13 protein-coding genes, 1 other RNA gene and 1 pseudogene are annotated in these 15,488 nt (G+C 43.1%); 11 read left to right on the top strand and 4 right to left on the bottom strand.

Annotated elements, in window-relative coordinates; genetic code table 11:
• Nucleotides 1–13: 13 nt before the first annotated feature.
• From tpiA to eno, 3 genes are read left to right on the top strand one after another with little or no spacing between them, the layout of a single operon-like run.
• The gene (gene tpiA / locus ACQKKK_RS07155; protein WP_427615149.1) at nucleotides 14–775 is read left to right on the top strand and encodes a triose-phosphate isomerase; all 762 of its coding nucleotides are present in this window, start codon (nucleotides 14–16) and stop codon (nucleotides 773–775) included.
• A complete protein-coding gene (gpmI, locus tag ACQKKK_RS07160) occupies nucleotides 768–2,303 on the top strand; it encodes a 2,3-bisphosphoglycerate-independent phosphoglycerate mutase (RefSeq protein ID WP_427615150.1) in 1,536 nt (511 codons plus the stop codon). The genes tpiA and gpmI overlap by 8 nt, the downstream gene beginning before the upstream one ends.
• A gap of 31 nt (nucleotides 2,304–2,334) precedes the next feature.
• Nucleotides 2,335–3,630: a phosphopyruvate hydratase gene (gene eno, locus ACQKKK_RS07165; protein WP_427615152.1), complete on the top strand. Its 1,296-nt coding sequence runs from the start codon at nucleotides 2,335–2,337 to the stop codon at nucleotides 3,628–3,630.
• A gap of 352 nt (nucleotides 3,631–3,982) precedes the next feature.
• Here eno and ACQKKK_RS07170 read toward each other — a convergent pair whose 3' ends face one another.
• Both ACQKKK_RS07170 and ACQKKK_RS07175 read right to left on the bottom strand, forming a co-directional pair.
• The gene (locus ACQKKK_RS07170) at nucleotides 3,983–4,807 is read right to left on the bottom strand and encodes a M15 family metallopeptidase (RefSeq protein WP_427615154.1); all 825 of its coding nucleotides are present in this window, start codon (nucleotides 4,805–4,807) and stop codon (nucleotides 3,983–3,985) included.
• A gap of 55 nt (nucleotides 4,808–4,862) precedes the next feature.
• Nucleotides 4,863–5,405: a hypothetical protein gene (locus tag ACQKKK_RS07175; protein WP_427615155.1), complete on the bottom strand. Its 543-nt coding sequence runs from the start codon at nucleotides 5,403–5,405 to the stop codon at nucleotides 4,863–4,865.
• 173 nt (nucleotides 5,406–5,578) lie between these two features.
• Here ACQKKK_RS07175 and secG point away from each other — a divergent pair, with 173 nt between their 5' ends.
• The 5 genes from secG to ssrA all read left to right on the top strand — a co-directional run bounded on the left by secG (nucleotide 5,579) and on the right by ssrA (nucleotide 10,126).
• Nucleotides 5,579–5,812 carry a preprotein translocase subunit SecG gene (gene secG, locus ACQKKK_RS07180; protein WP_061465545.1) on the top strand — a complete coding sequence of 78 codons (234 nt, stop codon included), beginning with the start codon at nucleotides 5,579–5,581 and terminating at the stop codon, nucleotides 5,810–5,812.
• Nucleotides 5,813–5,955: 143 nt separating this feature from the next.
• Nucleotides 5,956–6,702, top strand: a complete 747-nt coding sequence (locus ACQKKK_RS07185; RefSeq protein ID WP_125159768.1) for an alpha/beta hydrolase — start codon at nucleotides 5,956–5,958, stop codon at nucleotides 6,700–6,702.
• Nucleotides 6,703–6,735: 33 nt separating this feature from the next.
• Complete coding sequence (rnr, locus tag ACQKKK_RS07190; RefSeq protein ID WP_427615158.1) at nucleotides 6,736–9,105, top strand: ribonuclease R; 2,370 nt, start codon at nucleotides 6,736–6,738, stop codon at nucleotides 9,103–9,105.
• Between the two features lie 68 nt (nucleotides 9,106–9,173).
• Nucleotides 9,174–9,641 carry an SsrA-binding protein SmpB gene (gene smpB / locus ACQKKK_RS07195; protein WP_057912049.1) on the top strand — a complete coding sequence of 156 codons (468 nt, stop codon included), beginning with the start codon at nucleotides 9,174–9,176 and terminating at the stop codon, nucleotides 9,639–9,641.
• A gap of 123 nt (nucleotides 9,642–9,764) precedes the next feature.
• Nucleotides 9,765–10,126: a transfer-messenger RNA gene (gene ssrA, locus ACQKKK_RS07200) on the top strand.
• A gap of 220 nt (nucleotides 10,127–10,346) precedes the next feature.
• Here ssrA and ACQKKK_RS07205 read toward each other — a convergent pair.
• Together ACQKKK_RS07205 and ACQKKK_RS07210 are read right to left on the bottom strand one after the other, a co-directional pair.
• Nucleotides 10,347–10,548: pseudogene (locus ACQKKK_RS07205) on the bottom strand (IS4 family transposase); the annotation flags it as partial.
• 241 nt (nucleotides 10,549–10,789) lie between these two features.
• The gene (locus ACQKKK_RS07210) at nucleotides 10,790–11,944 is read right to left on the bottom strand and encodes a DUF2515 family protein (RefSeq protein ID WP_427615159.1); all 1,155 of its coding nucleotides are present in this window, start codon (nucleotides 11,942–11,944) and stop codon (nucleotides 10,790–10,792) included.
• A gap of 99 nt (nucleotides 11,945–12,043) precedes the next feature.
• Between ACQKKK_RS07210 and shc the strand changes: the two genes are divergently transcribed.
• The 3 genes from shc (at nucleotide 12,044) to ACQKKK_RS07225 (ending at nucleotide 15,481) form a co-directional block, all read left to right on the top strand.
• Nucleotides 12,044–13,912: a squalene--hopene cyclase gene (gene shc, locus ACQKKK_RS07215; protein WP_427615161.1), complete on the top strand. Its 1,869-nt coding sequence runs from the start codon at nucleotides 12,044–12,046 to the stop codon at nucleotides 13,910–13,912.
• Nucleotides 13,913–13,999: 87 nt separating this feature from the next.
• The gene (locus ACQKKK_RS07220; RefSeq protein ID WP_427615163.1) at nucleotides 14,000–14,545 is read left to right on the top strand and encodes an HXXEE domain-containing protein; all 546 of its coding nucleotides are present in this window, start codon (nucleotides 14,000–14,002) and stop codon (nucleotides 14,543–14,545) included.
• A 33-nt stretch (nucleotides 14,546–14,578) separates the two neighbouring features.
• Nucleotides 14,579–15,481, top strand: a complete 903-nt coding sequence (locus ACQKKK_RS07225; protein ID WP_427615165.1) for a TIGR01777 family oxidoreductase — start codon at nucleotides 14,579–14,581, stop codon at nucleotides 15,479–15,481.
• The last annotated feature ends 7 nt before the right edge of the window (nucleotides 15,482–15,488 follow it).

Here is a 15,488-nt window from a genome sequence, read left to right on the forward strand (position 1 = left end):
GGATGAGAAACCAATGCGTAAACCGATTATTGCAGGAAACTGGAAAATGAATAAAACACTATCTGAAGCGACTGCCTTTTTAGAAGAAGTGAGCAATTTGATTCCGAAGCAAGATTTAATCGATACGGTTGTATGTGCTCCAGCTTTGTTTTTGGACCAACTGGTTAAAGCAGCAAAAGGAACCGATGTGAAAATCGGGGCGCAGAACATGCACTTTGAAGAAAGCGGTGCTTTCACAGGAGAAATCAGCCCAATCGCTTTAGCTGATTTGGGTGTATCTTATGTAATTCTTGGCCATTCCGAACGCCGGGAAATGTTCAACGAAACGGATGAAGGCGTTAATAAAAAAGCGCATGCAGCTTTTGCACACCAGTTAACCCCTATCGTTTGTTGCGGTGAAACACTTGAGCAAAGGGAAGCGGGCGAAACGAATGATTTCGTTGGAAGCCAGATTGAAAAAGGCTTGGCGGGATTATCTGAAGAACAATTAAAACAAACCGTCATTGCCTATGAGCCGATTTGGGCGATTGGAACAGGAAAATCATCTTCTGCTCAAGATGCAAATGAAGTTTGTGCACATATCCGTTCAGTTGTGGCTGACAAATTTTCAAATGAAGCGGCTGCAGCCATCCGGATTCAGTACGGTGGCAGTGTAAAACCTGAGAATATTAAAGAGTACATGGCACAGCCTGATATTGACGGTGCGTTGGTAGGCGGGGCAAGCTTGAAAACCGATTCCTTTTTACAATTGCTGGAGGCTGGTCACTATGAGTAAGTCGCCTGTGGCACTTATCATCTTAGACGGGTTTGGCTGCCGTAGCGAAGAAAAAGGAAATGCTGTTTTTCATGCGAAAAAACCGAACTTTGACCGTTTTTGGGAACAGTATCCGCATTCCCATTTAACTGCAAGCGGGGAAGCGGTCGGCTTGCCTGCTGGTCAAATGGGGAACTCCGAAGTGGGACATTTGAATATTGGGGCAGGCCGGATCGTTTATCAAAGTCTGACCCGTGTGAACCTGGCAATCCGTGAAGGTGAGTTTGCAGAAAATCCAACTTTGGTCGAAGCCATGAGCCATACCAAGAAAAAAGGCACGGACCTTCATCTTTTCGGCCTTCTTTCAGATGGCGGCGTGCACAGTCATATTGAACATATGTATGCCATGCTAAAATTGGCCGCTAAAGAAGGAGTTAAAAATGTATATGTACATGCATTTTTAGATGGACGTGATGTCGGTCCGAAAACGGCTCAAGGTTATATTAAGGAAGCGGAAGCGAAAATGAAGGAAATCGGTGTCGGTCAGTTTGCGACCATTTCCGGAAGATATTATTCGATGGACCGTGATAAACGCTGGGAACGTGTGGAAAAATCCTACCGTTCGATGGTGTATGGTGATGGACCTGCTTACTCTTCAGCTATGGAATGTGTCGAGGACTCCTACAAACATGGTATTTTTGACGAGTTCGTGATACCTTCAGTCATAACGGCGGAAGACGGTAAACCGGTGGCAACGATTAAAGATGATGATGCCGTTATCTTTTATAACTTCCGTCCAGACCGGGCGATCCAGATTTCCAATACGTTCACGAATGAGGACTTTCGCTCATTTGACCGCGGTCCTGGACATCCGTTGCACCTCCATTTTGTATGCTTGACACATTTTTCAGAAACAGTTGACGGATATGTTGCTTTTAAGCCGACAAATCTTGATAATACATTAGGGGAAGTACTTTCCCAAAACCAGCTTACCCAGCTTCGTATCGCTGAAACTGAAAAATACCCGCATGTGACGTTTTTCATGAGCGGCGGACGTGAAGAGAAGTTTCCTGGTGAAGAGAGGATTTTAATTAATTCTCCGAAAGTCGCTACATATGATTTACAACCGGAAATGAGTGCTTATGAAGTGACGGATGCATTGGTGGAACAAATTGAGGGTGACCGTTTCGATGCGATCCTCCTGAATTTCGCCAACCCGGACATGGTTGGTCATTCAGGGATGCTTGAGCCTACCATTAAAGCGATTGAAACCGTGGATGAATGCCTAGGCAGGATCGTCGATTTAATCGTCTCAAAAGGCGGTACAGCAATCATTACTGCTGATCATGGCAATGCTGATGAAGTCATAACGCTTGAAGGCAATCCCATGACAGCCCATACAACGAATCCCGTACCTGTCATTATCACTAAAAATCAGGTAACATTAAGAACAGATGGTATCCTAGGCGATTTAGCTCCAACGATGCTTGATTTGCTTGGAGTCGAAAAACCTGTTGAAATGACAGGGAAATCCCTATTATCTAAATAAAAATTGTGAATTGGAAAAGGAGAGATTTATAATGCCGTACATCGAACATGTATATGCACGCGAAGTGCTTGATTCCCGTGGTAATCCAACAGTAGAAGTAGAAATCCAAACAGAGTCCGGATACTTCGGACGTGCAATCGTACCATCAGGTGCTTCCACAGGAGAACACGAAGCTGTTGAGCTTCGTGACGGAGATAAATCTCGTTACCTGGGTAAAGGGGTACAAAAAGCAGTTGATAATGTAAATGAAATCATTGCTGAAGCTGTCATTGGTTTGGATGTAACGAACCAAGCAGGCCTTGACCTTACTATGATTGAACTTGATGGTACTGAAAACAAAGGAAACTTGGGAGCTAATGCAATCCTTGGTGTATCAATGGCTGCTGCTCATGCTGCTGCTGAATTTTCAGGTTTACCATTGTATCGTTACCTTGGAGGATTCAATGCGAAACAACTTCCAACTCCAATGATGAACATCATTAACGGCGGATCACATGCCGATAACAATGTTGACTTCCAGGAATTCATGATTCTTCCTGTAGGTGCCCCTAGTTTCAAAGAAGCAGTTCGTATGGGTGCTGAAGTATTCCATGCATTGAAATCCGTTCTATCTGCCAAAGGCCTTAATACGGCTGTCGGCGACGAAGGCGGCTTTGCTCCGAACCTTGGTTCTAACCGTGAAGCGCTGCAAGTCATCATCGAGGCGATTGAAAAAGCAGGCTACAAAGCAGGCGAAGATATCTTCCTTGGCATGGATGTGGCTTCATCCGAATTCTATAACAAAGAAACAGGCAAATACGATCTTGCAGGCGAAGGCCGCAATGGCGTTACATCCGAAGAAATGGTTGCTTTCTATGAAGAGCTAGTGAATGAGTTCCCTATTCTTTCCATCGAAGACGGCTTGGATGAAAATGACTGGGATGGCCACAAACTTCTAACTGAACGCATTGGTTCTAAAGTTCAATTAGTGGGTGACGATTTATTCGTAACGAACACGAAAAAATTGGCTGAAGGCATCGAAAAAGGGATCGGCAACTCCATCCTGATCAAAGTGAACCAAATTGGTACACTTACTGAAACGTTTGATGCAATCGAAATGGCTAAACGCGCTGGCTACACTGCAGTCGTTTCCCACCGTTCCGGTGAAACGGAAGATGCAACAATTGCTGACATCGCCGTTGCAACAAACGCAGGCCAAATCAAAACGGGTTCCATGTCCCGTACAGACCGTATCGCTAAATACAACCAACTTCTTCGCATCGAAGACCAGCTTGGTGACTTGGCTGTATACGGCGGCTTGAAATCGTTCTATAACTTGAAGAAGTAATAACGGTAAAATCCGCTTCTGACGAGAAGCGGATGGAGATAATTATTTCTTTTCACCTCCCATTCCATCTGGAACGGGAGGTTTTTTATGTTTAATGAGGGGGGAGTGTGCATTCAAATGGACAGTCCCTATTTGTTGAGAATACAGCATTTCAATATATCAGTAATAATGTGCTTGTAAAGGTAAAAACCGGTTCATTTCGAACGGTTATTAAACCTTAAAGTCAATGCTTCATTAAGATGGGGCTTGTTACACCTTAAACATGATTCCAGCTGGATTCAAACCCTTTAATCAAACGTTTGATTAATAGGATTCCAGACAAAAAAAGGTGCCGCATTTGGGCACCTTTTTATTATTTATCCGAGACAGCTTCTACTGGAACGGCATTATAGTATTCTTCTAATGTACTCTTCGTTTGGTAAATTTCAGTTGCTGCATCGACGCCAACATAGCGGATGTGCCATGGTTCGTATTTATAGCCTGTGATGTTTTCCTTGCCTTCCGGATAGCGAATGATAAATCCGTATTCATGGGCATGCTCTGCAAGCCAGGCCGCTTCATTCGTATCCCCGAAGCAATCTTGGGCTGCACATGCACCGTCATGGGTCGTGACATCAATGGCTAGACCTGTTTCGTGCTCGCTCGTCCCAGGCATTGCACTGTAGGTTTTCGCTTTTTCTTCCCCGTCCTTCGCCACATAGTTATTAAAGACCGTGATTTGTGTTTGATGTGAACGGTACGCGGAAACACCGGCAAAGTGCATGTTCTCTTTTTCGGCAGCCTGGAACATTTTTTCAAGAGCCTTTCCTGCTTCTTTGCGCATCATTCTTTTTTCAATTTTATCTTGGAAGATGAAATCCACTTTTGGGTAGATAAGGTCATCAGGTTTGTAATCTTCCGGTAGGCCGTATTGTTTATTGACAAGTACAGGTATGCTTTCCGGGTTTGCTAAAGTCTGAAGGCCAGCCTGTCCGGGTTTAACCGTTTCATCAACTTCTACCTGACGATGGGCCGATTCATTTGAATCATTATTCTTATTAGTTTCTGTCTCCTTATCGTGGGAGCTCGGTTGTTCTTCTTTTGTCTCTTTTTTATCATCGCTGGTCAGGTCGAATGAACAGCCAGCCATCAGAATGAATGATGATAGAGCAGTTGCTGCAAATATAGGTTTTAACATATGAAAGGCCCCTTGCTTTTAATATAAGATTTCCAATAAAAATAGTTTTGAAAGATTATCGTGATAAGTAATCCCTTGTTAATTCACTTTGATATTTATCAAGAAATAAGCCAATCCAGACCACCATCAACAAAAAAGGATAATCATTACGGATTGCGGTTTCCACGACGGGATCAGACCAAAAGTGCGAAAGGAAACCAGATGACATCCTGATTGTCTCGAATGTGACAAGGGCGTGCAGCGATAACCAAAGAATCGTAAGGGTATTGGTCCCAAACCCGATCACCGCTGCTATGATGCTCAGCAAGACGGCTGCTGCCCCGATCAGGAGGACATGGAAGTTTGATTGGAAAAAGTCGATACCGCTATTGGAAAGTCCATTATAAATAATAGCAGTAAAATAAACGGTTGTCGTGATATATGCAGCAAATAATAAGTATCGATTTCCGTGATACTTTGCCAGCAGCAATAGCAGCGGTGATAAGATGATTAATAGGACACTTATTAGATTGCTTCCGCCTGTCCATAAAGAATAGCCGGCAACCGCCGAGAATAGGATGGTCAGGAGATCAAGAATCCGAAGTATGGACTTAAACATGGTGACACCTCTTTCTCTTTATGCAAATTATCTCAAACTTTGTTTCAAAAAGAAAATAAACGACTATGGATTTAGGAATTCTTACCATTATAGTATAACAAAGATTGTGGATATTTAGTGGGTGTGGTAAAGTTAAAGTAATTGTTTATTGGTTCTTCAGGAGGTGTAATTGCATGCATGCATTTCTCATAACACTTTTAGTGATTGTCAGTATCGCCCTCATTGTGACGGTATTGCTTCAATCAGGTAAAAGTGCAGGTTTATCAGGTGCGATTGCCGGCGGTGCCGAGCAGCTATTCGGAAAGCAAAAGGCACGCGGTTTGGACCTAGTTTTACATCGGGCAACGGTAGTATTAGCCATTTTATTCTTTGCTTTAACTTTACTTGTTGCATTCTTTGATGTGTAATGGATCAAAAATGAGTCTAGCTAAATAGCTAGGCTTTTTTCTTTGCACAATAGTCGCATGAATAGATATAGTGATTTTAGTACTTAATTATAGGATAGGGAATTTTTTTTGATTCTATTTACCGATAAAGGAGTTTAAAAATCATGAAAATCAAGCTTCAGCAGCCCTTTACTTTTAAAGGCGGAAAAAGAGCTGTTTTACTTTTACATGGATTTACGGGGAATTCCGCAGATGTACGGATGCTTGGCCGTTACTTGGAGAAACAGGGATACACCTGCCATGCCCCGCATTATAAAGGACATGGCGTTCCGCCAGAGGAGTTAGTGAAAACGGGGCCTTCAGATTGGTGGAAAGATGTCATGATGGCCTACGATTTTCTTAAAAGCGAAGGCCATGAAGAAATTGCTGTTGCCGGGCTCTCATTAGGAGGCGTATTTTCTCTTAAATTAGGTTACACTGTACCTATAAAGGGTATTGTATCAATGTGTGCGCCAATGTATATCAAAAGTGAAGAAATGATGTATAAAGGAGTATTGGAGTACGCTAGAGAATTTAAGAAGTACGAAGGAAAAACTCAAGAGCAAATAGAGCTTGAAATGGACCTTCTTGCCGATAAACCAATGAATACATTAAAAGCCCTTCAGGAATTAATTACTGATGTACGAGAGCACGTCGATCTTATTTACGCGCCGACATTTGTCGTGCAGGGCCGGCATGATGATGTGATCAATCCCAAAAGTGCCGATATTATTATTGATGCCATTGAATCACCTGTCAAACAAATCAAGTGGTATGAAGAATCCGGTCATGTCATAACTCTTGATAAAGAACGAAACCAATTGCATGAAGATGTATTTGAATTTTTAGAAAGTCTGGATTGGTCCGAATAACAAATTTATCATACCCTGAATAGGAGGGTTTTCATGGAAGATAACATTCAAGAACATATTAATAAGCTGCTGACGTACATGACGGATGAAGCATATAAGCCGTTAACCGTACAAGAACTGGAAGAGGCTTTGAAAATCGAAGACTCGGCAGATTTCAAGAATTTCGTTAAGGCTTTAGTTAAGATGGAAGAAAAGGGATTGGTGGTCAGAACGAGAAGCAATCGTTACGGCCTGCCGCAAAAAATGAATTTGTTCCGCGGTAAATTAACGGGACATGCAAAGGGATTCGCTTTTGTGACACCTGAAGATAACCCAGGTATGGATGATATTTTCATCCCGCCAAATGAAACGGGTACAGCGATGCACGGAGATGTCGTCATGGTACGAGTATCTTCGGAAACATCCGGCTCAAGACAAGAAGGCACGGTCATCAGAATACTTGAACGCGGAATTACACAAGTGGTCGGTACATACTCGGAAAGTAAAAGTTTTGGTTTCGTCATCCCTGATGATAAAAAGATTGCAAACGATATCTTCATTCCACAGCATGCTTCCCATGGAGCGGTAGAGGGACATAAAGTTGTCGTCAAGCTGACTTCTTATCCAGAAGGGCGTGTAAGTGCAGAAGGCGAAGTCATTGAGATTCTTGGGCATAAGAATGACCCTGGTGTAGATATTCTTTCAGTGATCCATAAATATGGTTTGCCGATGGAGTTCCCGGATGACGTCATGGAGCAAGCCAATGCCGTTTCGGATACTATTCAAGAAAGTGAAATTGGCAGCCGCAGGGATTTGCGGAATGATGTTTTGGTCACGATTGATGGAGCGGATGCAAAGGACCTGGATGATGCCGTCACTGTTTCTAAACTTGAAAATGGCAATTACAAGCTGGGTGTTCATATTGCTGATGTCAGCCATTATGTGACGGAAGGTTCGCCAATCGATAAGGAAGCCTTAGAAAGAGGGACGAGCGTTTATTTGGTTGACAGGGTCATTCCGATGATCCCGCATCGTTTATCGAATGGCATTTGTTCCCTGAACCCACAAGTCGACCGTTTCACACTCTCTTGTGAAATGGAAATCACGCCAAATGGTGAAGTTGTCAATCATGATATTTTCGAAAGTGTCATTAAGACGACGGAACGTATGACATATGGCAATGTGAACAAAATCCTTGTGGATAAGGATGAAGAACAACTCGAACGCTATGAAGCTTTGGTGCCGATGTTCCAGGACATGGAGAAGTTGGCGGCCATCCTTCGTAAAAATCGAATGAACCGCGGTGCAATCGACTTTGATTTCAATGAAGCGAGAGTTATCGTTGATGAAGAGGGACATCCGACTGATGTGGTTTTACGTGAAAGGTCGGTTGCGGAAAAGCTGATTGAAGAGTTCATGCTTGCGGCCAACGAAACCGTTGCTGAGCATTTCCACCGTCTTGACGTTCCGTTCATTTACCGTATTCATGAAGATCCCAAGCCGGAAAAACTGCAGCGTTTCTTTGAATTCATTACGAACTTCGGATATATTGTACGGGGGTCGGCCAATGACGTTCATCCTAAAGCGTTACAGGAAATCATTGAGGCGGTTGCAGGTAAACCAGAAGAAACGGTCATATCCACCGTCATGCTTCGTTCCATGCAACAAGCCAAATATGACCCGGAGAGCTTAGGCCACTTTGGTTTATCAGCTGAGTTTTATACACATTTCACATCACCGATTCGCCGTTACCCGGATTTGATCGTGCACAGGTTGATCAGGACCTACTTGGTGGAAGGTAAAATCGATGAAGCTACGAAGGAGAAATGGAATACCATTTTACCTGAAATTGCCGATCATACATCGAAACGTGAACGTCGCTCAGTCGATGCCGAACGGGAAACGGATGATTTGAAGAAAGCGGAATATATGCTTGATAAAATCGGCGAAGAATATACAGGGATCATTGGTTCAGTTACGAATTTCGGGATGTTCGTCGAGTTGCCGAACACCATTGAAGGACTTGTCCATGTCAGCTTTATGACGGATGATTATTACCGCTTCGATGAGCGTCAGCTGGCAATGATCGGGGAACGTACTGGTAATGTGTTCCGGATTGGCGATGAGATCGACGTACGTGTTTCCAACGTAAATAAAGAGGAACGCGCCATCGATTTTGAAATTATCGGCATGAAGGTAAGCCGTCCGCGTCCATCTGGCGAGAAGAAAATATTCAAAGCCAATTCAGGTGAACGCAAACGGGGCCGCGGCGGCAATGGCGGACGTAACGAAGGAAAAGGCGGCGGCCGTGGAGGCAGCCGTAATGGAGATTCACCTTCTTCCGATAGAAAGCCTAAAAAGAAGAAAAAATTCTTTGAAAATGCGCCAGCTGCCAAGCGCAAGAGAAAACCAAAAAAGAGATAAAGATTGAGGCGGGGGGATGATCATTTCATCCTCTCGCCGCGATTGGATGTAAAAAAGGGGAGAGTTAGATGCCAAAAGGCTCAGGTAAACAACTAGCACAAAATAAAAAAGCTTATCATGATTTCTTTATTGAACAAACGTTTGAAGCGGGTATCGTTTTGAAAGGGACCGAAATCAAGGCAATCCGTGCGGCCCGAGTGAATTTAAAGGATGCCTTTGCTAAAATAGAAAATGGTGAAATTTATCTTCATAATATGCATGTCAGCCCTTATGAGCAGGGAAACCAGTTTAACCATGACCCGTTAAGGACACGGAAGCTTCTTTTGCATAAAAAAGAAATCAGTAAACTGATTGGCGAAACGAAAGAAACGGGTTACACCATCGTCCCGTTGAAAATGTATTTAAAGAATGGCTTTGCCAAAGTTTTAATCGGACTTGGAAAAGGGAAGAAGCAATATGACAAGCGTGATGACCTGAAGAAGAAGGAAGCGAAACGTGATATTGAACGTGCTTTCCGTGATCGGCAGAAGATGTAGAACTGCCAAGACCTTACAATTGCTTTTTTGAACCAATCTGTTATAATTAATCCTGTACCGATGACAATTGAATATCAGCCAACTTGCTGACTATTCTTCTCTCGTACGCTCCATTTCTATCATGGGGACGTTACGGATTCGACAGGGATAGTTCGAGCTTAAGTTGCGAGTCGAGGGGATCGGCCTCGTTAAAACGTCAACGCCTATAACTGGCAAACAAAACAACAACCTAGCTTTCGCTGCGTAACAACAGTCGTTAGCTGTTCCTCCCTCCATGGCCCACGTGGTAGGGTAAGGGACTCACTCTAAGTGGGATACGCCGGAATCCACCGTCTGAGGATGAAGGAAGAGACCAATCAGACTAGCTGCTCTGCCGCCTGTCGATAGGCTAATGAGTTCGCGAAATGCGAATATATCGACTACACTCGTAGAAGCTTAAGTGCCGTTATGTCTGGACGTGGGTTCGACTCCCACCGTCTCCACCAATACATATATTGGTGGTTTTTTATTTGTGTGACTTGAAGCATAAAATTGTCATCATAACATCTTTATGTTTTATAAATTTGTTAATAAGTTAAAAAATGTAGATCTAGTCCAATATTACACAGAGCCCTCGACAACTTCTATTGGAGTTGTCGGGGGCTCTGAAGTCTACAAGATAGTTGTTTCATTTATCTTAATTTGAACTGCTGTATAACGGAACCGGTCACTTAAATCGAAGTAACCGAGATTATGCAAACATAGGTCTCCTTTTTCAACGATTTCAAGACAAAAGATACCGTATGTTTTATCATTGTTCTTTCCTGACACGAGCCCGTACGTTTAAAAATTGACCACTGAGTAAAATCATATTCAAGTTGAATCTTTCCACCGCCGTCTTACTACTTTCACCTGATTCTTGATAGTTAAGAGGGCTACGTCTAATCCCCCCTTTACTATCTTGTACCCTCTGTCATGCATCGTACCCGTCAATACATGACAGAGGGTAAAAATAGACCCTAATCGCTTTTAGTTTGGAAGCGCATTTTCCTGACACTCTCCCCTTTCTGATATGACACAATCAACAATTCGAGGAATAAAAGTCAAAATGAAAGGAGCGACCAATGCAAATATATAGAACAGCTGTCAAAATCACCGCACGTTGATGGTTATTCCTCTTCCCGTAACAGAAGGGCTTCCTTTCCCATGACCGCAAGCTCAATTATTTCAAGCGTTTTGCAATAATTCCCGAATATATCTCCATTCACATCGACTTCCTTATGAATATAGTCCAGAACATGCAAATCCTCAAACCAGTCGCCGCTTTCCGCATCTTCATGAGAAGTATTCGGCCAGGCGTATTTTAACAGTGGGCTGTATAACCGGTCGGCGGCGCCTTTTCTCAACTTACAATTCTTGACCCGAGGTTTATAAAGGGAACGGGGGAAAAATTCGTTTACATCGTTAAACAAATCGGGCCAATAATCTTTTCGTGAACCCGTATGGGGATGATCGTGCGCCCATTTCAAAACGCCCGCTGAAATATTTGTACGCTGAAAAAGAAGGGCATACAATCTTTTTCCGAATAAAATTCGTTCGTGAAGCGTAGTGAAATGACGCGAGGTAGCGCCGGCAAGTAAGGCTTGTTGCCTATTTCCCTCTGCACAGTATGGAAATAGAATGTGATTGAAACGCAAAAAATCATACAACTTGAAGCTGACTGTACCGGTTACGGTTTTTTTAAAATGATCATTTTGGATCACTCTTTTTTCCAAATAACTTTGTTCATTTATCACAGTCGCAATCGCAAGAGTATAGGAATCCCCGCTGTTCCAAAAATAACGCCACATCGTTTCCATAAAGGTGGAAATGTGAAAAAAGTGTAAAAGGTGGAACATTTCCTGGTTGGCTTTCAAACTTAGGTCATAAATCAAACACTGGGGATACACATCTTGAAAAATCAACCAGCTGCCGCGTTCCAAAAAAGAATAAATCGCCTTCTGATCTCTTTCTGGCAGAAGTTTTGTCAGCAAATCCCCTTTTAAATCGGTCATGTTCCAGCCAACGTTCCTCGATACCATATGTCCAAGGAGGGCCCAATGGATTTCTGGATGCTCAAGATAAAAATTATAATAAGCCCGAGTCCGTGTAACATTGTTTTGATTATGTTGTTTGGTCTGTTCTCTTATATAGTGAATGCATTGTTTATCGTTTTCGGATAAAGAGGGCAGGAGGCCGGAAGATTTACTTTTTAATTTTTTTTTCAAATCCTTCTTTACATCCAAATAGGAATCAAGCAAAAATACATCATCCCTTATCAACATTTCATTTTAACTGCGTTCGATTCTCCCATTAAAGAAATGCATATTCATATTGCTAGAGGAATATGAATACAACGTGAGTATTCGAAAGAGGGGGGTAACATGGGACATCGGGTAAATGAGGAAATGAACCGAATCGTCGATCAGTTTATTAGGGACCAATCAGATGACGGGTCCTGGCAATATCCTTTTGAGACCGGCATCGGAACAGACTGTCACATGATTATCTTATTGCGGACATTGGAGATAAATGATGAGGCGTTCATAAAAGAACTGGTGGAACGTATTGCAGGGAAACAGCAGAAAGATGGTTCATGGGGTTTGTTTTATGATGAAGGAAAAGGGAATCTTACGTCCACTGTGGAAGCTTATTATGCCCTTCTTTACTCCGGTTACCGGGATCGGGATGACCCGGATATCCAGGCAGCCAGGCGGTTTATCCTTGCCAACGGAGGGGCTACTGAAGTCCATATGTTTTTTAAAGTCCTGTTGGCTTTAACCGGACAGTGCGAGTGGCCGCCTTTCCCCATTAAGATTGAAGTGCTGCTTATACCGGACTCCTTTCCAATTAATCTTTTTGACTTCTCCATGTTTGGCAGAACGAACATCATCCCGTTACTGGTTCTGGCCAATTTGGGTTTTAGCAGGAGAACGCTACGGTCTCCTGATATCTCTGATTTGTATCTCAAAAAAGAAAATCGTTTTTTTACAGAAGATCCGGAATTCCGCTCGGTTATCGATTCGATTCAAAAAGGGATAAAAGGCCTGAAAGACTACCCCGGAAACATTCGCGAGTTAGCTTTATATCGGGCCGAACAATATATGCTGGATAGAATAGAACCGGATGGCACCTTATGTAATTATTTCGGTTCAACTTCAATGATGATTTTTGCCTTATTGGCGAGGGGATATTCGAATACACATCCGGTGATTACCCGTGCCTTGCAAGGCTTAAAAGCGATGACCTGCCGGATTGATGGAGAACTCCACTGCCAATATGCGACGGCTACGGTCTGGAACACGACGTTGATCAGTTATGCTCTGCAAGAATCCGGAGTCCCATATTCATCAAATACCGTCCAGAAGGCAAACCGATATATCCTCTCCCGGCAACATGTCAAATACGGGGATTGGGTCATTCATGAACCAGACCTGTTGCCGGGAGGCTGGGGATTTGAGGACTTGAATACAATCCATCCGGATATTGACGACACAACAGCAGCACTAAGAGCGATTCGAACGTTAGCCATCGAAAAGGTGGATTGTCGACAGGCATGGGATCGGGGAATCAGTTGGCTCATTTCCATGCAAAACAATGACGGTGGATGGGCGGCATTCGAAAAGAATGTAAATAAGAAAATATTGAACCTGTTACCGATCCAGGGCGGAAAGGATTTGTTGACTGATCCGTCGACGGTTGATTTAACGGGAAGGACATTAGAGTTTTTCGGGAACTATACCCATTTGGATTTTCATCATCCTATGGTGAAACGCGGGATTCGTTGGCTGTTAAAGAATCAAGAGTCGGATGGTTCTTGGGTAGGGCGCTGGGGCGTCTATATTTATGGCACATGGGCGGCTGTAACGGGAATGGTTGCGGTTGGGATTTCCCCGAATCATCCTGCCATTCAGAAGGCTGTAAACTGGTTAAAAGCCATTCAAAATCAAGACGGAGGGTGGGGAGAATCCTGTAAAAGTGATATCGAAAATTGTTATGTGCCGTTGGGCGAAAGTACCCGCACCCATACAGCATGGGCCCTTGATACACTTATCTCAGCCGCGGCTGAAGTCACACCTGACATTAAACGCGGCGCAGCTTTTTTAGTAGATGGAAAAGAAAAAGATTGGGCAAAGGCCTACCCGAAAGGAAGGGGAATGGCGGGAGCCCTTTATTTCAATTATCATTGTTACGAATACGTTTTTCCGTTATTGGCCTTGGCTCATTATCAAAAATTAGCTGAAGGGAGCTAAACAGGGATCTGTGGATTCAAATAGCTTTCATATTTTTAAAGTCTGTCCGATACAATGAACAAAACTACAACAAGCAGGAGGCAAAAGATGTTTGAAACTTTCCGCCAATTATTCGATCTTCATACAATTATTTGGTTGTGCCCAATCATTTTTATTTTCCATGACTTAGAAGAGATCATAACCATTGAATCTTCCATGAAGGCAAGTAAAAATAGGTTTCAAAAATCATCTTTCGTCCAACTAATATTAAATATGAGGGAAAAACTAGGTTCGACCGCTGCCCAGCTTTCTGTTTCGGCTACTTGGATTTTGTTGATTATTTCATTCACTACAGTGGTGACTGCCCATCTCACATTAAACGGAGGGGGCTTTCTTTTATATACAGCTATTCTCAATTTATTTATTCTGCAAGCGATTATGCATATTGTTCAGTCCATCTTTTTCAAAGGCTACACACCTGGCATCATAACGGCACTATTCCTTCTCATCCCTTACTGTCTTATTGCCTATGACAGCTTGTTCGAACACGGCCTGATAGACGGGCATTTACTTTTTGCAAGTCTCCCGGTCAGCCTGCTCATGATCCCGATTTTTCTTGTTGGCAATCTTTTAGGCCGTTATTTTATTCACTAACTTATAAGAAAGCAGTTGCAGGAGGTGAGTAAATTGCATGTTGTTATAACGGGAGGAAGTGGGTTTGTAGGTCAAGCCTTGACGCACCTGTTGACTCAAAAAGGCCATCGAGTAACGATATTGACGCGTCGTTCTGATCATAAAAGAACAAGTGAATTCGTTCATTATGTTGATTGGCTATCTGCAGATCATCAACCTGAAAACGAACTTAAGGATGTCGATGCGATGGTCAATTTAGCCGGGGAATCAATTAATAGCGGACGGTGGATCCAAAGTAAAAAGGAGGCTATTTTGAATAGCCGTATTACAGCCACAAAAGAGGTCATTCGAATTATGAGTCATCTTCATCCAAAGCCAAAAGTTCTTGTTCAAGCTTCAGGTATAAGTTACTACGGGATGTCAGATTTCAAAACGTTTAATGAGTCCTCCAAAAGTGATGCAAATGATTTTTTGGCCAGTGTTGTAAAGCGTTGGGAGAAAGAAGGGGCAATTGCGCAAGAATTAGGCGTTCGAACGGTCTTCGCTCGTTTCGGCGTCATTCTGGGTCAAGAGGGTGCCTTTCCGCGAACGGTGCTACCGTATAAATTAGGTATTGGGGGGACAATCGGCAGTGGGATGCAATGGGTTTCCTGGGTGCACATTCAAGATGCGGTTGAGATGGTTTACTTCGCCATAATTAATTCTAAAGTAGATGGCCCGTTGAATGTGACCTCGCCTCATCCTATACGCATGTCATCATTCGGACAGTCCATTACAGATGTCCTTCACCGCCCATATTGGCTCCGTGTTCCTGGGGTTGTAGTAAAAGTAGTACTTGGAGAAATGAGTCAGTTGGTATTAAAAGGGCAGCGGGTACTCCCTCAAAAAGCACTTTACCACAATTACTCCTTTCAATTTCCATACGTACAAAGTGCACTTTCTGATATTCTAGGTTAAAGATACA

Origin of the sequence: Peribacillus sp. NPDC006672 (assembly GCF_050274955.1) — a bacterium.
GTDB lineage: Bacteria > Bacillota > Bacilli > Bacillales > DSM-1321 > Peribacillus.